Consider the following 19,911-nt stretch of genomic DNA (forward strand, 5'->3'; position numbering starts at 1 on the left):
GCAGGACCGTTGGCGCCATGGATGGCGCCATCGAGCCCCCATGGACGGGTTTACGGCGTGTCCTGCAAGCCCACACCACCCCGCCCAACAAACAGAAAAGCCAGAGCCGGCTGTTGCTCCGGCTCTGGCTTTGGCTGCTGCTGTTGCTGTTGCTGTTGCTGTTGCCTCTGCAGGTGCCGGGCCGCAGGCCCGGCCGATCAACTCACACCACCGGTTCGCGCAGGGCGGGGTTGTCCCAGCCCGGGCGCGGGGCGAAACGGTCGCCGTGGCGCTGCTGCAGTGCCTTCAGCCGCTCGACGATCGCGTCGGCACCCTCCGCGCGGATGTGCTGGATCGGACCGCCACGGAACGGTGCGAAGCCGGTGCCGAAGATCACGCCGGCATCCAGCAGGTCCGCATCAGCCACCACGCCTTCGTGCAGGCAAGCCACGGCTTCGTTCAACAACGGCAGGATCAGGCGGTCCTCCAGATCGGCCGGTGCCTGGTAATCGCTGGCCACGTCCGGCTTTTTCGGCTTGCCGTTCTCCCAGGTGTAGATGCCCTGGCCATCCTTCTTGCCGCGCTTGTCCGGTTCCACCGTCTGCAGCGCGGCCGGAATCTGCAGGCCCAGGAACGGCGCCAGTTCGCGGCCAACGCCAGCGGCCACGTCCAGGCCCACGGTGTCGATCAGTTCGATCGGGCCCATCGGCATGCCGAACTTCACTGCGGCCTTGTCGATCACCGGGCCCGGGATGCCTTCGGCATAGGCGGTGGCGGCTTCCAGCATGTACGGGAACAGCACGCGGTTGACCAGGAAGCCCGGGCTGCCGGCCACCGGCACCGGGAACTTGCCCAGTGCCTTGCAGAACGCGGCCAGGCGACGCTCGGTCTCAGGCGCCATGCCGTCGTGGTGGATGATTTCCACCAGCGGCATCTGCGCCACCGGGTTGAAGTAGTGCAGGCCGGCGAACTGCGCCGGGCGCTGGATGTGGTCGCGCAGCTCCAGCAGCGGAATCGACGAAGTATTGGTGGTCAGCAGCGCGTCCTGCTTCATCTTCGGTTCCAGCGTCTGGTACAGCGCACGCTTGGCTTCCGGGTTCTCGATGATCGCTTCGATCACCAGGTCGGCCTCGGCCACGCCGTTGCCTTCCAGATCAGCCCGCAGGCGTGCGGCCACCGCTGGGCGCTTGCTTTCGTCGCGCACTTTCTTGGCGAACAGCGCCTGTGCGCGTTCCATTGCCGGGTCGATGAAACGCTGCTCACGGTCCTGCAGGGTGACCTCGAATCCCTTGTAGGCGGCCCATGCAGCAATGTCGCCGCCCATCACGCCGGCACCGACCACGTGCACGTGGCGGATGCCCGAATCACCACCACCCAGGCCCTTCAGCCGCTCGGTAAGGAAGAAGATGCGGATCAGGTTGCGCGCGGTGGGGGTGCTGGCCAGTTTCACCACGGCGCGACGTTCGGCATCCAGGCGTGCCTGCACCGGCTTGCCGCCGCTGCGCTGCCAGGTGCTGATCAGCGCGTATGGCGCGGGGTACTGGTCCTTCTTTGCCTTGCGTGCCACCTGCTTGGCCATCTGCGGCGCCAGCAGCGTGCGCGCCAGCCAGGTGTTGGTGGCCCAGGCCGTCGCGCGCTGCTTGAACGGGCGGGTGGTGCCGGACAGCGCCAGCGCCACGGCGGTGTCGAGTACCACCGCCGGTGCCACCACCTTGTCGACCAGGCCAATGCCACGCGCGGCCGAGGCCGACAGGGTGCGGCCGGTCAGCATCATGTCCATCGCCGCCGGGGCGCCGACCAGCTGCGGCAGGCGCGCGCTGCCGCCCCAGCCCGGGAAGATGCCCAGCTGGGTTTCCGGCAGGCCGATGCGGGTCGAACTGTCATTCGAAGCCACGCGGTAGCGGCAGGCCAGCGCCAGCTCGGTGCCGCCGCCCAGGCAATGGCCATGGATCGCCGCCACGGTCGGGCAGGGCAGCTCGGCCAGCTTCTGGTAGGTGGACTGCCCGCGGCGGATGGCATCGTTGACGGTGCCGCGGCGGTCGAATTCCTGGAATTCCTTCAGGTCGGCACCGGCGATGAAACCGGCCTTCTTCAGCGACTGGATCACCACGCCCTTGGGCGGGTCCATGGCGATACGCTCAAGCAGGTCGCCCAGTTCCAGCAGCACGTCCTGCGACATTGCGTTGACGCTGCTGTCCTGACGATCCAGGGAGAGGATCACCACGCCGTCGTCGCGGATCTCGGGGAGCCAGTGGCTGAAGCGGAGACCATCGAAGCCTGAGAGCATGGACGTTCCATCCGGTTGTGTATGGAGAAGCGGCTATGATCCAGAGGTTGTTTCCCCCGCGTCAAATCCCAATAGCAGGGGGTGCAGCCCCCGGATCCAGAGCCTGGAACCGGGACGCTAACGGAACGGTGGTTAAAAGCTGGTGCGGCGCCAGGTGATCGGCGACTGAACTTTTCCCGGGATTGGCAGTCTCATTGCCCGACGTCGGTTGGGCTGACAGGAGTGCGGCCCCTCATGGCCGATGTTGATACACCTCAGGAGCTGGATCTGGAACTGGTCCGGCGCGTGCAGCACGGCGAGAGTGCCGCCTTCGATGTCCTGGTGCGCAAGTACCAGCATCGGGTCGTGGCCCTGGTCGGTCGCTACATCGCCGACTGGAGCGAATGTCAGGACGTCGCCCAGGACACTTTCATCCGTGCCTACCGCGCGATCGGAAGTTTCCGTGGTGATGCCCAGTTCTCAACCTGGTTGCATCGAATCGCCGTGAATACCGCCAAAAACTACCTGGCTTCACACAATCGCCGCCCGCCGACCGATGACATCGACATCGGCGACGCCGAACAGTTCGACAGCGGGACGCGCCTGCGCGACACCGACACGCCCGAACGCGAGTTGATGCGCCAGGAGCTGGAACAGACGGTGATGAAGGCCGTCAACGCGCTGCCGGAAGAACTCCGGCTGGCGATCACCCTGCGCGAGGTGGAAGGACTGAGTTACGACGAAATCGCGCAGAAAATGGGGTGCCCGATCGGCACCGTGCGTTCACGGATCTTCCGGGCGCGCGAGGCGATCGACACCGAACTCCGGCCGCTGTTGGACATCGGCAGCGCCACCCGTGAGAAGAGCCGCGTATGACCAGTAATCCGTTCAACGAATCGCAGAACCATCAATCGCCTGCCGGGCAGCGCCTGGACCAGCGCCACCGCGAGCAGCTGTCGGCCCTGGTCGATGGCGAGCTGGGCGCCGATGAGGCGCGCTTCCTGCTGCGCCGCATGGAACATGACCCCGAACTGGCAGGCTGCCAGGAACGCTGGCAGCTGCTCGGCGACGTGATGCGCGGCCAGGCCTCGCTGCTGGCGCCTGCCGGCTTCGGTGCCGCTGTGGCCGCCGCCATCGCTGCCGAACCCGCGCCGCAGGCCGAGCCACGCCGCCAGGTGCGGCGTAGCGGCTGGCGGGCCTGGGGAGGTGGTGCCGCACTGGCCGCCTCGGTGGCTGCAGTGGCCCTGTTCATGGGCGGCGAGAAGCTGCAGGAAGCCACGCCGGGCGAGCCGCAGGCGCCGCAGGTGATCGCCAGCCAGGCCGAGCTGGCGCCGGCACCGAGCAACCCGGCTCCGGTCACCGAAGCCTCGGTGGATACCGCAGCGATGGCCGTGGCTGCTGCCCCGGCGGTGGCGATGGCCGCTGCCGGCCGCCGCCAGGACACCCGCCGTGCCAGTGCGACCCGCAGCCAGCAGGCCGCGCGTGCCGCGCAGCGTGACGATGTACCGCAGCGTGCGGTGGCTGCCGCGCAGGCGCCGTTGACCCCGAGCGTGCCGGCCAACGCCAGCCGCAACCTGCCGTTCGGCGAGGTTGGTGGCCTGCAGGCACGACCGTGGCCGCGCTCCAGCCTGGCGCCCGCCGCCGGTGGCGCGCTCAATGCCAGCTTCCCGGCCCACGCCGGTGGTGCCGCGTTCTACCCGTTCGAGCCGCGCCTGCAGGATGACCTGCCGGTGCCGCCGCGCCCGCGCGACTGAGCCGGGCGCTTTCACGCCCCGCCGTCGGCGGGGCCCGTATTCATCTTTCCATCCGACCCGGAGGTTGCCGTCCGATGACTCCCCGACTCCGCACGCAGGCCATTGGCCTGTTCGCCCTGACCCTGCCGCTGGTGGCCTGTGCCCAGCCAGCGCCGCCTGCCGCCCAGCCGCAGGTTGCCGCTGCGGCAGCCCCGCGCGCGCCGGCGCAGCCGCTGGTCAGCGGCCTGCCCGATTTCACCCGCCTGGTAGAACAGGTCGGGCCGGGCGTGGTCAACGTCGACACCACCATCGTGCGCAACAACCGCCAGGCCTCGCGTGGCCCGATGGGCGGCGACGATGACATGCCGGAATTCTTCCGTCGCTTCTTCGGGCCTGACTTCCCGATGCCGGGGCAGGGGCCGGGCGGGCAGGACGGTGGCCCCAGCATCAAGGGCCGCGGCATGGGCTCGGGCTTCATCATTTCGCCCGACGGCTACGTGCTGACCAACTACCACGTGGTGGCCGACGCCAGCGAGGTGAAGGTCAAGCTGGGTGACAGCCGCGAATTCAACGCCAAGGTGGTGGGCAGCGACCAGCAGTACGACGTGGCCCTGCTGAAGATCGACGGCAAGAACCTGCCCACCGTGCGCGTGGGCGATTCCAATACCCTGAAGCCGGGCCAATGGGTTGTCGCAATCGGCTCGCCGTTCGGCCTCGACCACTCGGTCACTGCCGGCATCGTCAGCGCGCTTGGCCGCAGCACCGGTGGCGCCGATCAGCGCTACGTGCCGTTCATCCAGACCGACGTGGCGATCAACCAGGGCAACTCCGGCGGCCCGCTTCTGAACACCCGTGGCGAAGTGGTCGGTATCAACTCGCAGATATTCTCCTCCGCCTCGGGCGGCTACATGGGCATCAGCTTCGCAATTCCGATCGACCTGGCGATGAGCGCGGTCGAGCAGATCAAGAAGAGTGGCAAGGTCACCCGTGGCCAGCTGGGCGCGGTGGTTGAGCCGATCGATGCGCTGAAGGCGCAGGGCCTGGGCCTGCCGGACAGCCGCGGCGCGCTGGTCAACCAGATCGTGGCCGGCAGTGCCGCGGAAAAGGCCGGCGTGCAGATCGGCGACGTGGTGCGCTCGGTCAATGGCAGCCCGGTCAACAGCTGGTCGGACCTGCCGCCGCTGATCGGTGCGATGGCGCCGGGCAGCCGGGTCACGCTGGGCGTGATCCGCGACGGCAAGCCGCGTGACCTGAGCGCCACGCTGACCGCGCTGAGCGAAGACGGCCAGGGCAATGCCCGCACGGCCGCAGGACCGAAGCCCGATGCGGCCCCGCAGGCGGGTGCCAATGCACTGCTTGGCCTGGATGTCAGTGATCTGACCGCGCCGCAGCGCAAGCAGTTCGGCCTGGACGGCAACGAAGGTGTGCGCATCACCGGGGTCAAGGGCCAGGCGGCACGTGATGCGGGCCTGTCGCCGGGCATGGTGATCCTGCAGGTCGGCCGCACCACGGTCGGCAGCGTGGATGCCCTGAACCGCGCGCTGTCCAGCTACAAGAAGGACGATGTGGTGATGCTGCTGGTACGTACCGGCAACGGCAACAGTGCTTTCGTGGCGGTCAAGGCCGGCCAGTAAGGCCTGCCGGGGCCGCCCTGGCGGCCATTGCGACTCCCCCGAAGCCCCGCCCTGGCGGGGCTTCGGGCATTCCGGACCCGGCCCGATGAGGCCGTTTTCGCGACCGGGCCCCGGGCGTGCGATAATCGACCGTTACCCTGACGACGCCGCGCGCCGCCGCCACCTATGTCTTCTGATTCGATGCGGAACATCCGCAACTTCTCCATCATCGCCCACGTCGACCACGGCAAGTCCACGCTGGCCGACCGCATCATCCAGCTCTGCGGCGGCCTCCAGGCCCGCGAGATGGAAGCGCAGGTGCTCGACTCCAACCCGATCGAGCGCGAGCGTGGCATCACCATCAAGGCACAGTCGGTGTCGCTGCCATACCTGGCCAAGGATGGGCAGACCTACCACCTGAATTTCATCGACACCCCGGGCCACGTCGACTTCTCCTATGAAGTCAGCCGCTCGCTGGCCGCCTGCGAAGGCGCGCTGCTGGTGGTCGACGCCGCCCAGGGCGTGGAAGCGCAATCGGTGGCCAACTGCTACACCGCCGTCGAGCAGGGCCTGGAAGTGGTGCCGGTGATCAACAAGATCGACCTGCCCACCGCCGACATCGAGCGCGCCAAGGCCGAGATCGAGGCCGTGATCGGCATCGATGCCGCCGACGCCGTGCCGGTCAGCGCCAAGACCGGCCTGAACGTGCAGGACGTGCTGGAAGCCATCGTGCACCGCATCCCGCCGCCGAAGCCGCGTGACACTGACAAGCTGCAGGCGCTGATCATCGACTCCTGGTTCGACAATTACCTGGGCGTGGTCTCGCTGGTGCGCGTGATGCAGGGTGAGATCAAGGCCGGTGACAAGCTGCAGGTGATGTCCACCGGCCGCAACCACCAGGTCGACAACGTCGGTGTGTTCACCCCGAAGCGCAAGGTGCTGCCGGCGCTGCGCGCCGGTGAAGTGGGTTGGGTCACCGCCAGCATCAAGGACGTGCATGGTGCGCCGGTCGGTGACACCCTGACCCTGGCCGCCGACCCGGCGCCGAAGCCGCTGCCGGGTTTCCAGGAAATGCAGCCGCGCGTGTTCGCCGGCCTGTTCCCGGTCGATGCCGAAGACTACCCGGACCTGCGCGAAGCGCTGGACAAGCTGCGCCTGAACGATGCTGCGCTGCGCTTCGAGCCGGAAAGCTCCGAAGCAATGGGCTTCGGTTTCCGTTGCGGCTTCCTCGGCATGCTGCACATGGAGATCGTGCAGGAGCGCCTGGAGCGCGAGTACAACCTGGACCTGATCAGCACCGCGCCGACGGTGGTGTACGAGGTACTGAAGACCGACGGCACCATCATCAACATGGACAACCCGGCCAAGCTGCCGCCGGTGAACCATGTCGAGGAGATCCGCGAGCCGATCATCCGCGCCAACGTGCTCACCCCCGAGGAGTACATCGGCAACATCATCAAGCTGTGCGAAGAAAAGCGTGGCAGCCAGATCGGCATCAACTACCTGGGCAGCCAGGTGCAGATCAGCTATGAGCTGCCGATGGCCGAAGTGGTGCTGGACTTCTTCGACAAGCTGAAGTCGGTCAGCCGCGGCTATGCGTCGCTGGACTATCACTTCGTGCGCTTCGATGCCGGCCCGTTCGTGCGCGTGGACGTGCTGATCAACGGTGACAAGGTCGATGCGCTGTCGCTGATCGTGCACCGCAGTCACGCCGACCGCCGCGGCCGCGAGCTGTGCGAGAAGATGAAGGACCTGATCCCGCGCCAGCAGTTCGACGTGGCCATCCAGGCTGCCGTCGGCTCGCAGATCATCGCCCGTACCACGGTCAAGGCCATGCGCAAGAACGTGCTGGCCAAGTGCTATGGTGGCGACGTTTCGCGCAAGAAGAAGCTTCTGGAAAAGCAGAAGGAAGGCAAGAAGCGCATGAAGCAGGTCGGCCGTGTGGAGATCCCGCAGGAAGCGTTCCTGGCCGTGCTGCAGATGGACAACAAGTAAGCCCGCACCGGCCCTGCGGGGCCGGTCGTCTGGTGACGTTGCAAAGGACCCTGAATGAAACTGTTTGAGATCCTCCTGGTCGTGCTGACCCTGTCCTCGGGCCTGATCCTGCTCGCGGACAAGCTGTATCTCGCCAAGCGCCGCGCCCAGCGCGCGGGCCTGCTCGATTCCGAGCCGGTGCTGGTGGACTACTCGCGCGCGTTCTTCCCGGTGCTGGCGATCGTGCTGATCGTGCGCAGCTTCATCGCCGAGCCGTACAAGATTCCGTCCAGCTCGATGATGCCGAACCTGCTGATCGGCGACTTCATCCTGGTCAACAAGTTCTCCTATGGCCTGCGCCTGCCGATCAGCAACACCAAGTTCGTGCCGGTCGGTGAACCGTCGCGCGGTGACGTGGTGGTGTTCCACTTCCCGGGCCACAGCGACCAGGATCCGGCCAAGGGCGAGAACTTCATCAAGCGCGTGATCGGCGTGCCGGGCGACACCGTGGTCTTCGAAGGCGACGGCGTGATCCTCAACGGCGAGCCGCTGAAGTACGACAACAAGGGTATCTACGCCGGCCACAAGGGCCAGGGCGAAGGTGCCAACCTGCTGGTCGAGCACCTCCCGGGCCGTACCCATACCGTGCTGGAGACCGACTATCCGCGCGGCCAGGGCCAGTGGACCGTGCCTGCCGGCAAGTACCTGGTGATGGGCGACAACCGCGACAACAGCGACGATGGTCGTTTCTGGGGCCTGCTGCCGGAAGAGAACCTGCGCGGCAAGGCATTCCTGATCTGGCTCAACTGCCAGGGCTGGTTCTGCAAGGATGGCTTCGAGCCGTCGCGGATCGGTTCGAGCATCAACTGATCGGGCATCAACTGAGTATTTTCACATCCAACGCGTATCTGGGGAGAACGCAATGAAGACGATGAACACGCAGCGTGGCATGACCCTGACCTCGTTCCTGGCGGTCCTGATCGTGGTCGGTTTCTTCCTCTACATCGGCATGAAACTGTTCCCGATGTACCAGGAGTACTACGCGGTGCGCTCGGCGATGAAGAGTCTGGCCAACGAGCCGGGCGTGGGCAGCATGGAGCCGTCGCGGATCCAGGACCTGTTCTTCAAGCGCCTGTACATCAACTACTCGGACAACGTGAAGCCGGCCAACGTCAAGTTTGATCGTCGCGACAATGGCTGGACCCTCAAGGTCAACTACGAAGTGCGCCGGCCGCTGGTCGGCAACCTCGATGTGGTTGGCAAATTCGATTCTTCCCAGGACCTGACACGAAGCGGTGCCCAGTAAATTCATCCAACGTGGCGACCTGATCGGTCATGCCTTCAGCGATCCGGCCCTGCTCAAGCAGGCGCTGACGCATCGCAGTGCCGGTGCGCCGCACAACGAGCGCCTGGAGTTCCTCGGCGACAGCATCGTCAACATGATGGCGGCCGAGGCGTTGTACCAGCGCTGGCCCAAGGCTGACGAAGGCGCGATGACCCGTGCCCGTGCCGAGCTGGTGCGTGAAGGCGCGCTGGCGGTGATCGGGCGCACCCTGGAACTGGGCGAACGGCTGACCCTGGGGCCGGGCGAAATGAAGTCCGGCGGTCATCGTCGCGACTCGATCCTGGCCGACGCGGTGGAAGCCGTGGTGGCCGCGATCTACCTGGATGCTGGCTTCGAGGCCTGCCGGGCAGTGGTACTGCCCTGGTTCAGCGCTTCGATCGAGGCATTGCCGGCCTCCGGCCGGCCCGAGAAGGACCCCAAGACCCGCCTGCAGGAATGGCTGCAGGCCCGACAGAAGGCGTTGCCGCAGTATGAACTGGTGTCAGAATCCGGTGACGACCATGCCAAACACTTCCGGGTACGCTGCATCGTAGCCGACCCGGCCGCCAGCACCGAGGGCGAAGGCGCCTCGCGGCGGCTTGCCGAACAACAGGCGGCTGCGGCCGTCCTAGAACAACTGGATTCCAAGTGAGCGAACAAACTCCCCATCATTGCGGCAGCCTGGCCGTCATCGGCCGCCCGAACGTGGGCAAGTCGACCCTGACCAATGCCCTGGTCGGCGCCAAGGTCAGCATCGTCTCCAACCGTCCGCAGACCACGCGCCATCGCCTGCTGGGCATCGCCACCTATCCGGAAGGCCAGCTGGTGCTGGTCGACACCCCCGGCCTGCACAAGGTGCAGAAGCGGGCGATGAACCGGGTGATGAACCGCGCCGCGCGCGGCTCGCTGGAAGGCGTCGACGCCGGCCTGCTGGTGATCGAAGCGGGTCGTTGGGACGAAGAAGACAGTCTGGCCTTCAATGTGCTGCGCGACGCCGGCATCCCGGTGGTGCTGGTGGTCAACAAGATCGACCGGCTGAAGGACAAGGGGGCGCTGCTGCCGTTCCTGCAGGAAGTCACGGCCGGCCGCGATTTCTCGTCCGTGCATCCGATCTCGGCGCAGAAGCGCAACGGCCTGGAAGCCCTGGTGCGCGACGTGCTGGCACTGCTGCCGGAAGCGCCGCCGATGTTCGGCGAAGACGAGATCACCGACCGCAGCCAGCGCTTCCTGGCCGGTGAGCTGGTGCGTGAACAGTTGATGCGCCAGTTGGGCGAAGAGCTGCCGTATGCCACCACCGTGGAAATCGAACGCTTCACCGAAGATGGCAACCTGCTGCGCATCGGTGCGGTGATCTGGGTCGAGCGCGAGGGCCAGAAGGCCATCGTGATTGGCAAGGGTGGTACCCGCCTGAAGGAGATCGGGGCCAAGTCCCGCCTGCAGATGGAGCGTCTGTTCGGGGCCAAGGTGTTCCTGGAAACCTGGGTACGCGTGCGTGAAGGCTGGTCCGACGACGAGGCCGCACTGAAGGCCTTCGGTTACGAGTAACCCGGAACGGTCGCTTCGATGCTGATCGAGGACGATACCGGCTTCGTGCTGCATGCACGGGCCTACCGTGAGACCAGCCTGCTGGTCGAGGTATTGAGCGCGCAGCATGGCCGCATCGGCCTGCTCGCGCGCGGTGTGTCCACTGCCAAGGGCCAGGTGCTGCGCGCCGCCCTGCAACCACTGCAGTGGATCCGCTTCAGCGCATTGCAGCGCGGTGAGTTGGCCCAGCTGCGTGGCGCCGAGGCGCTGGACGCGGCACCGCGTCTGGTTGGCCAGGCGATGCTGGCCGGCTTCTACCTGAGTGAGCTGACCCTGCGCCTGGCCCCGCGCCAGGACCCGCTGCCGGAACTGTACCTGGCCTACGGCGAAGCGCGTGCGCGACTGGGAGTGGGGGCGGGCCTGGCCTGGACTCTGCGCCGGTTCGAACGCGAGCTGCTGACCGCACTGGGCCTGGGTTTTGAGCTGGACAGTGCCAGCGACGGTCAGCCGATCGACCCGGCCGCGCGCTACGAACTGGACCCACAGGAAGGCGCGCAGCGCCTGCTGAGCGAGCGCGGTGGCGAACGCCGCGCAGCCGCGACCGGCTCGGCGCTGCTGGCGCTGGCCGCCGATGAAGAGCCTGATGCCGCCGACCTGGCGAGCCTGCGCCTGCCGATGCGGCGGGTGCTGGCCCATCACCTCGGGCCGCGGGGACTGAAGTCCTGGGAAATGCTAGAGCAGCTCGCTCCCAGGCGTTGAGGGGTGTTTGGCAGGGCTTGCAGCCCTGCACCTGCCGAGGCCAAGGCCAAGGCACGAGCCAGAGCAACAGCAACAGCGTGCATTCCGTGGGATGGCGGGGTGGGTCCGGTTGCGGGAGACGCCGTGAACCCGTCCATGGGGGCTTGGCCGCGGCATCCATGCCGCGGACACTCCCGCAACCGGACCCACTCCGCCTTCGACAGATTCCCGCGATCTGTCGGAATGGCATGGGGTCAGATCCGTTTTCCGAAGGAAAACGGATCTGACCCCAGTTTGAATTTCGATATCTGACAGAAATTCATCCACGCACGGTGTGGATCTACCAGCCGTCACCGGAAATTTGTCGGGGGTGGGGCGGTGTGGGTTGGCAGGACCGTTGGCGCCATGGATGGCGCCATCGAGCCCCCATGGACGGGTTTACGGCGTGTCCTGCCAACCCACACCGCCCCGCCCAACAAGCAGAAAGCCAGAGCCGCTCTGGCTCTGGCCTTTGACGTTGCCCTGGCTTGAAGCTTCGGCAGGTGCAGGGCGCAGCCCTGCCGAGCGACCCTCAATGCAGCAGGGCAGCTACCGCGTCGCGGAACCCCGCCTGGGCCTGCCCGGACTCCGGCGCATGATGCAACTGGCGCACCGCACGGGCCAGGCGTGCCGCGCCCACGAAGCCGCAGCTTGCCTGCAACCGGTGCAATTGGCTGCGCAGCTGGCGCTCGTCGTGCTGGTCCACCGCCTGCTCGACCGCATCGCGCACGCCCGGCAATTCGGCCAGGAACAACTCGCGCAGGGCGATCAAATGGTTGCGCTGGCCATTGAGCGCGGCCAGCGCCGCCGTCTCATCCCAGTCCTGGACCTGCAGCTCGACCGCCGCCGGCACCTGTGCCATGACGATCCCGGCGGGGCTGTTGACCAGGGCGCGCCGCACGGCCTTCAGCAACTGGTCGCGGCCCAGTGGCTTGACCAGGGTGTCGCTGAACCCGGCCTCGCGCAGGCGGGCATGAATGGAGGTATCACCGTCGGCGGTATGCGCCAACGCCGGCGTATCGGGGTGTGAACGGCGCAGTTCGCGCAACAGCTGCGCACCGTTGCCGTCAGGCAGGTTGACGTCGATCAGCCACAGATCATGCGCGCCGGGCTCGGCGCTGGCCAGGGCACTGGCCAACGAGTCTGCGGTGTCCACGTCCGCCGGTAACGTTTCCAACGCCGCTTTGAAAAAACCGCGGCTGATGATGTCGTCCTCGACAAGCAGGAAGCGGGGCCGGCTGGCCCGCGGGGTCATCTGCATCAGGGCTGCCTCCATGTCAGCTGCTGTAATCATCAAGCACGGCGGCGGCGGGCGCAAGCGGGTCCGGACCCTGCCGGTCAGGATCTGCGACAATACGCGCCCATTTTTGCCCGCAGCCTGTCGCCACGTGGCCCGATCCCGTTCCCGCATCGACCGTACCCCGTTCCAGACCGAAATCCTCGACCTCAGCCATGATGGTCGCGGCGTCGCCCGCCGTGAAGGCGAGGGTGGCAAGGTCACCTTCGTCAGCGGCGCCCTGCCGGGTGAGGTGGTCATGGCTGAACAGACCGCCCGCAGCCGCCATTTCGACGAAGCGCGTACGGTGGAAGTGCTGAAGGCCTCGCCGCAGCGCGTCACCCCGAAGTGTCCGCACTTCGGCACCTGCGCTGGCTGCGTGCTGCAGCACCTGGACGAAGACCAGCAGATCGTCGCCAAGCAGCGCGTGCTGATGGACAACCTGGAGCGGATCGGCCATGTGAAGCCGGGCACCGTGCTGGCGCCGCTGGTCGGCGAGAGCTGGGGCTACCGCCGCAAGGGCCGCTTCTCGGTGCGCCGGGTCGAGAAGAAGGACAAGACCCTGGTCGGCTTCCGTGAACGGGATCCGCGCTTCGTTGCCGATCTCAGCCAGTGCCTGACCGTGATCCCGGAAATCGGTACCAAGGTCGAGGCATTGTCGACCTTCATCGAGTCGCTCGATGGCAAGCGCGACATCCCGCAGATCGAATTCATCGCCGGTGACCAGGCCGTGGTGCTGACCGTGCGCCACCTGCAGCCCTTGAGCGATGCCGACCGTGCTGCCTGGGCCGCCTTTGGCCAGCAGCATGGCTTCGTGATCTACCTGCAGTCCGGTGGCGTGGATACCGTGCAGCCGCTGGACGGGCAGGGCGTGCCGCTGTCGTTCCGGCTGGCGCCGTGGGACGTGGAGCTGGCGTTCCGTCCGCTGGACTTCATCCAGGTCAACGCCAAGCTCAACGAGAAGATGATCGCCCATGCCCTCGACCTGCTGGAGCCCGGCGAGGATGAGCGCGTGCTGGACCTGTTCTGCGGCCTGGGCAATTTCACCCTGCCGCTGGCCCGCCGCGTGCGCGAAGTGGTGGGTGTCGAAGGCGATGCCGGCCTTGTCGCCCGCGCCCGTGAGAATGCCGAACGCAACGGCCTGGCCAATGCCCAGTTCTTCAGCGCTGATCTGACCCAGGACCAGCGCAGCACGTCGTGGATGCGCCAGGGCTTCGACAAGCTGCTGCTGGATCCGCCGCGTTCGGGTGCGATCGAAGTGCTGCAGCAGCTGCCGTTGAAGCAGTTCAAGCGCATCGTCTATGTCAGCTGCCACCCGGGCTCGCTGGCACGCGATGCCGGCTACCTGGTCAACGAGCAGGGCTTCACCCTGGTCAGCGCCGGCGCCATGGACATGTTCCCGCATACCGCGCACGTGGAAAGCATCGCGGTGTTCGAGAAGCGCTGAACGGCTGTCATGCCCATCGCGCATAATGGCGCGATGGGCATCGAAATCGAACGCAAATTCCTCGTCAGCAGCGACGGCTGGCGCGCCGCCGCGCACCGGGTCATCCCGATGGCGCAGGGGTACATCAACGACCTGGGCGCGCTCGATCGCGGCACACAGAACGCCTCGGTGCGCGTGCGCATCGAAGGCGACCATGCCGCGCTGAACCTGAAGTCGCGCACCATCGGCCACACCCGCCAGGAGTTCGACTATCCGATCCCGGTGGACGATGCCCGCGCACTGCTGGCGCTGTGCGTGGGTGGCCTGATCGACAAGCGCCGCCATCTGGTCGAATACGCCGGCCTGACCTGGGAAGTGGACGAGTTCCTCGGCGACAACGCCGGCCTGGTGGTGGCTGAGGTTGAGCTGGACAGCGCTGACCAGGCTATCGACCTGCCGGACTGGGTTGGTAACGAAGTCACCGACGACGCCCGCTACTACAACGTCGCGCTCGCCAACCACCCCTATTCACAGTGGTGAACCCTGAAAAGGGGACGGAGGGGATTAAGCCGCCTTTACCCCATCTGTGCGGAAAGCGACTTAATCCCCTCCGTCCCCTTTTATCGAGGGTGTCGGCCCCCATGTGGAAAGGATGAGAATCGACATCTACTCCGACGTGGTCTGCCCGTGGTGCTGGATTGGCAAGCATCGTTTCCAGCAGGGTGTGCAGTTGCTGGGCGCGAACGCGCCTGAACTCGACATCCATTGGCAGCCGTTCCAGCTGGACCCGGACGCGGACGCCACCCCGGTCCCGCTGCGCGAGGCCTACGTGCGCAAGTTCGGTGGCGTCGAGCGCACCGAGCAGATCCTCGGCCAGACCCAGACCACTGCGCGTGCAGAAGGCCTGCCGATGGATTTCGGCCAGGGCCAGATGCGGGTGACCACGCTGCCGGCGCACCGGGTGCTGTGGCTGGCCGGCCAGCACGGCGTGCAGGATGCGGTCGGCGAAGCGCTGTTCCGCGCCCACTTCGAGCATGGCCAGAACCTGGCGGACCCTCCGGTGCTGATCAAGGCCGGCGTGGCTGGCGGCCTCGACGCTGGTGAAATCGCGCAGATGCTGGCCTCCGACTGCGGCCTGGCCGAGGTCGAAGCCAAGCTGGCGCAGGCCCATGCGCTGGGCATTTCCTCGGTGCCGACCTTCGTCATCGATGGAAAGTGGGCCATTTCCGGGGCACAGCCGCCGGAGGCCTTCGCCAACGCGCTGCGCCAGATCGCTGCCGAACAGGGCGCTCCGGCAGCTTCGGCTGACGGAGACGAGGCCTGCGGCCCGGACGGCTGCAAGGTCTGAGCGCACTCCAAAAGGGGACGGAGGGAATTAAGACGTATCCAGCCCGTAGGGGCCGATTGCGACTTAATCCCCTCCGTCCCCTTTTCTGACCACTGCGCCTGTCGGCCGGTTCTGCGACAATGCGGCACTGCGCCATGCTGGCGCGCGTTGTGGAGATTGACCATGCTGCTGATCGGCGTTGCCGGCACCGAACTGACTGCCCAGGAGCGTGACTGGCTGCAGCACGATGCCGTGGCCGGGGTGGTGCTGTTCAAGCGCAACTTCGCCTCGCGCCAGCAGGTGACCGATCTGAGCGCGGCGATCCGTGCCGCCGCCCCGCGCCCGCAGCTGATCTGCGTGGACCAGGAAGGCGGCCGTGTGCAGCGTTTCCGCGAAGGCTACAGCGAGCTGCCGCCGCTGCAGGACATCGGTGCGCTGTACGCCACCGATCCGCAGCAGGCGCTGGCCCTGGCCGAACAGCATGCCTGGCTGATGGCCAGCGAAGTGCGTGCCAGCGGCCTGGACCTCAGCTTTGCGCCGGTGGTCGACCTTGGTCGTGGCAACCGCGCCATCGGCAACCGTGCCTTCAGTGAAGACCCGCACGTGGTGGCGGCGTTCACCGCAGCGTACGTGCGTGGCATGCACGCGGTCGGCATGGCCGCCACGCTCAAGCATTTCCCCGGCCACGGCACCGTGCTGGAAGATACCCACGTCGATACCGCGATCGATCCGCGCGCGCTGGACGAGCTGCGCGCGCAGGACCTGGTGCCGTTCCAGGCCGGCATCGCCGCAGGCGCTGACGCGGTGATGATGGCGCACGTGATCTATCCGCAGGTGGCACCGGAACCCGCTGGCTACTCGCCGCGTTGGATCCAGGACGTCCTGCGTGGCGAGCTCGGCTTCCGCGGCGTAGTGTTCTCCGACGACATCGGCATGGCCGCTTCGCACAGTGCCGGTGGTGTGCCGGCACGCGTGCATGCGCACCTGGATGCCGGCTGCGACGTGGTGCTGGTCTGCCATCCGGAACTGGTCGATGAAGCCCTGCATGCGGTGCAGGGACGCTCCCTGAATACTGCTGCGCTGCTGGGCCTGCTCGGTCGCGGCGCGCTTGGTTGGGACGGCCTGTTGGCCGATGCCCGCCATGGTGACACCCAATCCCATTTGCTTGAAACCCTTGGAAGAACCGTCTGATGCCCAACCTCACCATTTCCCAGGCCCTGGCCCAGGCTGACCTGCTGGTCGACCGCCCCACCATCGACAAGGCCATCGCTGGTATCGCCGACGCCATCGCGCGCGATTACAAGGGCGAGGTGCCGCTGTTCCTGTCCATCATGCACGGCGCGCTGCCGTTTGCCGGCCAGCTGGCGCTGGAACTGGGCGCGCGCGGCCAGGACGTGCAGTTTGATTACCTGCACGCGACCCGCTACCGAGGTGAAACCACTGGCGGCGACCTGGTCTGGAAGCACAAGCCGGCCACCTCGCTGTTCGGCCGCCGCGTGTTGCTGGTCGACGACATCCTCGACGAAGGCTACACCCTGCAGGGCGTGCGTACCTGGTGCCTGGAGCAGGGCGCGACCGACGTGCGCATCGCCGCGATGACCGTGAAGCAGCATGACCGCGCGCTGCCGGACGTGGTTGCCGACTACGCCGGTATCGAACTGCCGGACCGCTACGTGTTCGGCTTCGGCATGGACGTCAACGAAACCCTGCGCTGCGTGCCGGCCATCTACGCGATGAAGGAATAACGGCGCAGCCGCCCACGGCGTGTCTTCTTCCACCGCCGGCATCCTCGGGTGCCGGCGTTCGTCTTTTCATGGAGTGCTTCGAATGCAACAGATCGCCCTGGCCGTGATCGGCGGTACCGGTGTCTACAACCTGGCCAAGCTCGACGACGTGCAGACCCATGAGGTCGACACGCGTTTCGGTCGTCCCTCCGGCCCGGTACGCGTGGGCACGCTGCTCGGCCATCGCGTAGCGTTCCTGGCACGGCATGGCGAGGGCCATTCGCTGCCGCCGCACAAGATCAACTATCGCGCCAACCTGGCCGCATTGCAGCAGATCGGTGCGCAGCGGGTGCTTGCGTTGAACACGGTGGGTGGCATCGGCGACGACTTCGGTCCGCGCGTGCTGGCTTGCCCGGACCAGATCATCGACTACACCTGGGGCCGCATCAGCACCCTCTGTGAAGAAGAGGGCAGCGACGTGCTCCACGTCGATTTCGGCCATCCGTACACTCCGATGCTGCGCAGCAAGATCCTGGCGGCGGCCAAAGTGACCGGTGTCACGGTCCATGACGGTGGCTGCTACGGCGCGACGCAGGGCCCGCGCCTGGAAACCATCGCCGAAATCGCCCGCATGCGCCGCGATGGCTGCGACCTGGTGGGCATGACCGGTATGCCGGAAGCCGCGCTGGCACGGGAGCTGGGGCTTGATTACGCCTGCCTGGCGATCATCGCCAACTGGGCTGCCGGCTGTGGGGACGGCGAGGAGATCACGATGGCCGAAGTGCTGGCCAACGTGCAGGCGGCCAGCAACGGACTTCCGGAACTGGTGGGCGAATTGGCACGGGGGTGATTGTCTTCGCTGAGCAAGCTTTGCATACTCAGCTTGTGCGCGGGTTCAGCGTACACCACCCATTCATTGCATAAGGTCTCGCATCACCATGCCGAACGGTACCGTCAAGTGGTTCAACGACGCCAAGGGATTTGGCTTCATCTCGCCGGAGGATGGCAGCGCCGACGTGTTCGCGCACTTCTCCGCCATCAACTCCAAGGGCTTTCGCAGCCTGCAGGAAGGCCAGCGTGTCACCTATGACGTGACCCAGGGCCCGAAGGGTGCCCAGGCTTCGAACATCACGCCGGCCGAGTGATCCACTCGACAGTGCGTTGAAAACCCCGCTTCGGCGGGGTTTTTTTTGCATTGCCGCCTGCGATCCGTTCGCCATCGGCCCGGCTCGGGCACAATGCGGGAATGACGGAACGACTGCGCATCGCCGTGATTGGTTACGGCACCGCTGGCCAGGCATTGGCCATCCTGCTCACCCGTGACGGCCACGAGGTGGAGATCTTCGAGCGTGTGCCCACGCCCGGGCCGGTCGGGGCCGGCTTCCTGCTGCAGCCCAGCGGCCTGCAGGTGCTGTGGCAGATGGGCCTGCTCGAGGCCGTGCGTGCGCATGCCGCACCGGTACATCGCCTGTATGGCGATACGCCGTGCGAGCGTGCGGTGATGGACATGCGCTACGACGGCCTGGACGCGCGCCTGCATGGCCTGGGGATGCAGCGCGGGGCATTGTTCTCGCTGCTGGATGAAGCCCGCGCCGGCGCGGGCCAGTTGCATGCCGGAACGACCATCGTCGAGGTGGATGCCGAGCACGGCCGCCTGCGCGACAGCGAAGGGCGTCAGCACGGCCCGTTCGATCTGGTCATCGCTGCCGATGGCGCAGCGTCTTCGCTGCGCGGCACCATCGAGGGGGGCGCCGGGCTGGATCGTGTGTATCCGTGGGGCGCGCTGTGGTGCCTGTTGCCGGCCGAAGATTGGCCGCATCTACAGGAGCTGCGCCAGCGCTATGTGGCTGCGCGCAAGATGATCGGGCTGCTGCCGGTGGGTACCCGCCCGGGCGACGACACGCCGCGGCTGAGCTTTTTCTGGAGCCTGCCACGCGCCGACTTCGAACGCTGGCAGGCCGATGGCATGGCCCCCTGGCTAGATGAACTGCACACGCTGTGGCCGCAGGCCAGTGCGCGCTTCGCGCATCTGCAGGGCGCCGGACAGCTGGCGCGCGCGGTCTATCGCGATGCAGTGATGACGCGCTGGCATCACGGCCGGATGGTGCTGGCCGGTGACGCCGCGCATGCGATGAGCCCGCAACTGGGGCAGGGCGTGAACATGGCGCTGCTGGATGCGTGGGCGCTGCGTGATGCGCTGCGCGCGCACGGCGGCGGTGCGATCGCGCTGCAGGCCTACCAGGCGCAGCGGCGTGCGCACGTGGCCGTATACCAGCGCTGGAGCCGCTGGCTGACGCCGCTGTTCCAATCCGATCGTGATGTGTGGGCGAAGGCACGCGACGTGCTGCTGGGACCGATGGGGCGCCTGCCCGGTGGCCGTGGGCGCATGCTGCGTGTGCTCAGCGGCACCCAGCACGGCTGGTTCGGTTCGCTGGCACTCGATCCCGCCTTCATCGATGCACTGGCCGATGTTGCCGAGCCACACCGCATCAGCACGGCAAAAGCACTCGCGTGAAGCCGCGTCGTCACGTGAATTAACGGTTGCCTCACCGCGGATATGCGACAAGAAGGGAGCACGCAAACGTCGCGTCGCCCGTTTTCCTTTCCGTGATCAACATCGCGCGTGGCCCGGGCGGTCCTGCCGTTGCAGCCTGTTGCGGCCCGGATGTGCCGCCCGATGTTGAAGAGGAGGACGCCATGTTGTTCGCGGTCGAAGAGCTGGAATCGGAAATCTGCAAGCTGCGCGGTCTGCTGCAGATGCTGCACGAGGACCAGCCCGACGTACTGGAGGACGTGTTCGAGTTCCATGTCGGCAGCCTGATCAGCCACGCATCGCAGGAGCATCACGCGCGTATCCGCGCCTGTGCGCAGGAGATGCTTGCGGCGATCCGGGCACTGCCGCGGCGGCGTGACGATGACACGCCGGATTTCCGCGTGATGCCGGAGCTGGACATCCGCCCGGCCTGAG

20 protein-coding genes are annotated in these 19,911 nt (G+C 66.7%); 18 read left to right on the forward strand and 2 right to left on the reverse strand.

The window, feature by feature from the left end:
- Positions 1-202 precede the first annotated feature (202 nt).
- On the reverse strand, positions 203-2,266 hold the full coding sequence (locus AC07M7_RS15515; protein ID WP_495207803.1) for a 3-hydroxyacyl-CoA dehydrogenase NAD-binding domain-containing protein: 2,064 nt from the start codon (positions 2,264-2,266) through the stop codon (positions 203-205).
- A gap of 234 nt (positions 2,267-2,500) precedes the next feature.
- Between AC07M7_RS15515 and rpoE the strand changes: the two genes are divergently transcribed.
- The 9 genes from rpoE to recO all read left to right on the forward strand — a co-directional run bounded on the left by rpoE (position 2,501) and on the right by recO (position 11,172).
- Entirely contained in the window at positions 2,501-3,121 is a 621-nt protein-coding gene (gene rpoE, locus AC07M7_RS15520) for an RNA polymerase sigma factor RpoE (protein WP_006383094.1), read from the forward strand.
- Positions 3,118-3,999 carry a sigma-E factor negative regulatory protein gene (locus AC07M7_RS15525; protein ID WP_495207804.1) on the forward strand — a complete coding sequence of 294 codons (882 nt, stop codon included), beginning with the start codon at positions 3,118-3,120 and terminating at the stop codon, positions 3,997-3,999. The genes rpoE and AC07M7_RS15525 overlap by 4 nt, the downstream gene beginning before the upstream one ends.
- A 74-nt stretch (positions 4,000-4,073) precedes the next feature.
- Positions 4,074-5,612: a DegQ family serine endoprotease gene (locus AC07M7_RS15530; protein ID WP_495207805.1), complete on the forward strand. Its 1,539-nt coding sequence runs from the start codon at positions 4,074-4,076 to the stop codon at positions 5,610-5,612.
- 180 nt (positions 5,613-5,792) lie between these two features.
- On the forward strand, positions 5,793-7,586 hold the full coding sequence (gene lepA / locus AC07M7_RS15535; protein ID WP_046985802.1) for a translation elongation factor 4: 1,794 nt from the start codon (positions 5,793-5,795) through the stop codon (positions 7,584-7,586).
- A gap of 54 nt (positions 7,587-7,640) precedes the next feature.
- The gene (gene lepB / locus AC07M7_RS15540) at positions 7,641-8,435 is read left to right on the forward strand and encodes a signal peptidase I (protein ID WP_006382890.1); all 795 of its coding nucleotides are present in this window, start codon (positions 7,641-7,643) and stop codon (positions 8,433-8,435) included.
- Positions 8,436-8,487: 52 nt separating this feature from the next.
- Positions 8,488-8,871 (forward strand): DUF4845 domain-containing protein, encoded by a 384-nt coding sequence (locus AC07M7_RS15545; RefSeq protein WP_006382889.1) that lies wholly within the window; start codon positions 8,488-8,490, stop codon positions 8,869-8,871.
- The gene (rnc, locus tag AC07M7_RS15550; RefSeq protein WP_046985803.1) at positions 8,861-9,541 is read left to right on the forward strand and encodes a ribonuclease III; all 681 of its coding nucleotides are present in this window, start codon (positions 8,861-8,863) and stop codon (positions 9,539-9,541) included. Before AC07M7_RS15545 ends, rnc begins: the two co-directional genes overlap by 11 nt.
- Positions 9,538-10,434 (forward strand): GTPase Era, encoded by an 897-nt coding sequence (gene era / locus AC07M7_RS15555; RefSeq protein WP_495207806.1) that lies wholly within the window; start codon positions 9,538-9,540, stop codon positions 10,432-10,434. The genes rnc and era overlap by 4 nt, the downstream gene beginning before the upstream one ends.
- Positions 10,435-10,452: 18 nt before the next feature.
- On the forward strand, positions 10,453-11,172 hold the full coding sequence (recO, locus tag AC07M7_RS15560) for a DNA repair protein RecO (RefSeq protein ID WP_046985804.1): 720 nt from the start codon (positions 10,453-10,455) through the stop codon (positions 11,170-11,172).
- Positions 11,173-11,722: 550 nt separating this feature from the next.
- On the opposite strand, the gene AC07M7_RS15565 is transcribed toward recO, so the two are convergent.
- On the reverse strand, positions 11,723-12,451 hold the full coding sequence (locus AC07M7_RS15565) for a response regulator (RefSeq protein ID WP_046985822.1): 729 nt from the start codon (positions 12,449-12,451) through the stop codon (positions 11,723-11,725).
- Positions 12,452-12,578: 127 nt separating this feature from the next.
- Between AC07M7_RS15565 and rlmD the strand changes: the two genes are divergently transcribed.
- The 9 genes from rlmD (at position 12,579) to AC07M7_RS15610 (ending at position 19,910) form a co-directional block, all read left to right on the forward strand.
- Positions 12,579-13,913 carry a 23S rRNA (uracil(1939)-C(5))-methyltransferase RlmD gene (rlmD, locus tag AC07M7_RS15570; protein ID WP_495207807.1) on the forward strand — a complete coding sequence of 445 codons (1,335 nt, stop codon included), beginning with the start codon at positions 12,579-12,581 and terminating at the stop codon, positions 13,911-13,913.
- 33 nt (positions 13,914-13,946) lie between these two features.
- A complete protein-coding gene (locus AC07M7_RS15575; RefSeq protein ID WP_253079463.1) occupies positions 13,947-14,432 on the forward strand; it encodes a CYTH domain-containing protein in 486 nt (161 codons plus the stop codon).
- Positions 14,433-14,544: 112 nt separating this feature from the next.
- Positions 14,545-15,240, forward strand: a complete 696-nt coding sequence (locus tag AC07M7_RS15580) for a DsbA family oxidoreductase (RefSeq protein ID WP_495207808.1) — start codon at positions 14,545-14,547, stop codon at positions 15,238-15,240.
- Between the two features lie 162 nt (positions 15,241-15,402).
- On the forward strand, positions 15,403-16,410 hold the full coding sequence (gene nagZ, locus AC07M7_RS15585; RefSeq protein ID WP_495207809.1) for a beta-N-acetylhexosaminidase: 1,008 nt from the start codon (positions 15,403-15,405) through the stop codon (positions 16,408-16,410).
- Positions 16,410-16,964, forward strand: coding sequence for a hypoxanthine-guanine phosphoribosyltransferase (locus tag AC07M7_RS15590; RefSeq protein ID WP_006382796.1), 555 nt, complete (start codon positions 16,410-16,412; stop codon positions 16,962-16,964). Before nagZ ends, AC07M7_RS15590 begins: the two co-directional genes overlap by 1 nt.
- A gap of 82 nt (positions 16,965-17,046) precedes the next feature.
- On the forward strand, positions 17,047-17,793 hold the full coding sequence (locus AC07M7_RS15595; protein WP_046985807.1) for an S-methyl-5'-thioinosine phosphorylase: 747 nt from the start codon (positions 17,047-17,049) through the stop codon (positions 17,791-17,793).
- 88 nt (positions 17,794-17,881) lie between these two features.
- Positions 17,882-18,088: a cold-shock protein gene (locus AC07M7_RS15600; RefSeq protein ID WP_005410590.1), complete on the forward strand. Its 207-nt coding sequence runs from the start codon at positions 17,882-17,884 to the stop codon at positions 18,086-18,088.
- A gap of 101 nt (positions 18,089-18,189) precedes the next feature.
- A complete protein-coding gene (locus AC07M7_RS15605; protein ID WP_495207810.1) occupies positions 18,190-19,458 on the forward strand; it encodes an FAD-dependent oxidoreductase in 1,269 nt (422 codons plus the stop codon).
- A 182-nt stretch (positions 19,459-19,640) separates the two neighbouring features.
- Positions 19,641-19,910 (forward strand): hypothetical protein, encoded by a 270-nt coding sequence (locus tag AC07M7_RS15610; RefSeq protein ID WP_046985809.1) that lies wholly within the window; start codon positions 19,641-19,643, stop codon positions 19,908-19,910.
- Position 19,911: the final 1 nt, after the last annotated feature.

The organism is Stenotrophomonas sp. GW821-FHT09E08 (assembly GCF_059416125.1).

Coding starts and splice junctions, on each gene's coding strand:
- lepB (WP_006382890.1), top strand. CDS start 7,641: ATGAAACTGTTTGAGATCCTCCTGGTCGTGCTGACCCTGTCCTCGGGC.
- AC07M7_RS15590 (WP_006382796.1), top strand. CDS start 16,410: ATGCCCAACCTCACCATTTCCCAGGCCCTGGCCCAGGCTGACCTGCTG.
- nagZ (WP_495207809.1), top strand. CDS start 15,403: ATGCTGCTGATCGGCGTTGCCGGCACCGAACTGACTGCCCAGGAGCGT.
- AC07M7_RS15545 (WP_006382889.1), top strand. CDS start 8,488: ATGAAGACGATGAACACGCAGCGTGGCATGACCCTGACCTCGTTCCTG.
- AC07M7_RS15610 (WP_046985809.1), top strand. CDS start 19,641: ATGTTGTTCGCGGTCGAAGAGCTGGAATCGGAAATCTGCAAGCTGCGC.
- AC07M7_RS15580 (WP_495207808.1), top strand. CDS start 14,545: ATGAGAATCGACATCTACTCCGACGTGGTCTGCCCGTGGTGCTGGATT.
- lepA (WP_046985802.1), top strand. CDS start 5,793: ATGCGGAACATCCGCAACTTCTCCATCATCGCCCACGTCGACCACGGC.
- recO (WP_046985804.1), top strand. CDS start 10,453: ATGCTGATCGAGGACGATACCGGCTTCGTGCTGCATGCACGGGCCTAC.
- AC07M7_RS15530 (WP_495207805.1), top strand. CDS start 4,074: ATGACTCCCCGACTCCGCACGCAGGCCATTGGCCTGTTCGCCCTGACC.
- AC07M7_RS15565 (WP_046985822.1), bottom strand. CDS start 12,451: ATGCAGATGACCCCGCGGGCCAGCCGGCCCCGCTTCCTGCTTGTCGAG.
- AC07M7_RS15575 (WP_253079463.1), top strand. CDS start 13,947: ATGGGCATCGAAATCGAACGCAAATTCCTCGTCAGCAGCGACGGCTGG.
- rpoE (WP_006383094.1), top strand. CDS start 2,501: ATGGCCGATGTTGATACACCTCAGGAGCTGGATCTGGAACTGGTCCGG.
- AC07M7_RS15595 (WP_046985807.1), top strand. CDS start 17,047: ATGCAACAGATCGCCCTGGCCGTGATCGGCGGTACCGGTGTCTACAAC.
- AC07M7_RS15525 (WP_495207804.1), top strand. CDS start 3,118: ATGACCAGTAATCCGTTCAACGAATCGCAGAACCATCAATCGCCTGCC.
- AC07M7_RS15515 (WP_495207803.1), bottom strand. CDS start 2,266: ATGCTCTCAGGCTTCGATGGTCTCCGCTTCAGCCACTGGCTCCCCGAG.
- AC07M7_RS15605 (WP_495207810.1), top strand. CDS start 18,190: ATGACGGAACGACTGCGCATCGCCGTGATTGGTTACGGCACCGCTGGC.
- AC07M7_RS15600 (WP_005410590.1), top strand. CDS start 17,882: ATGCCGAACGGTACCGTCAAGTGGTTCAACGACGCCAAGGGATTTGGC.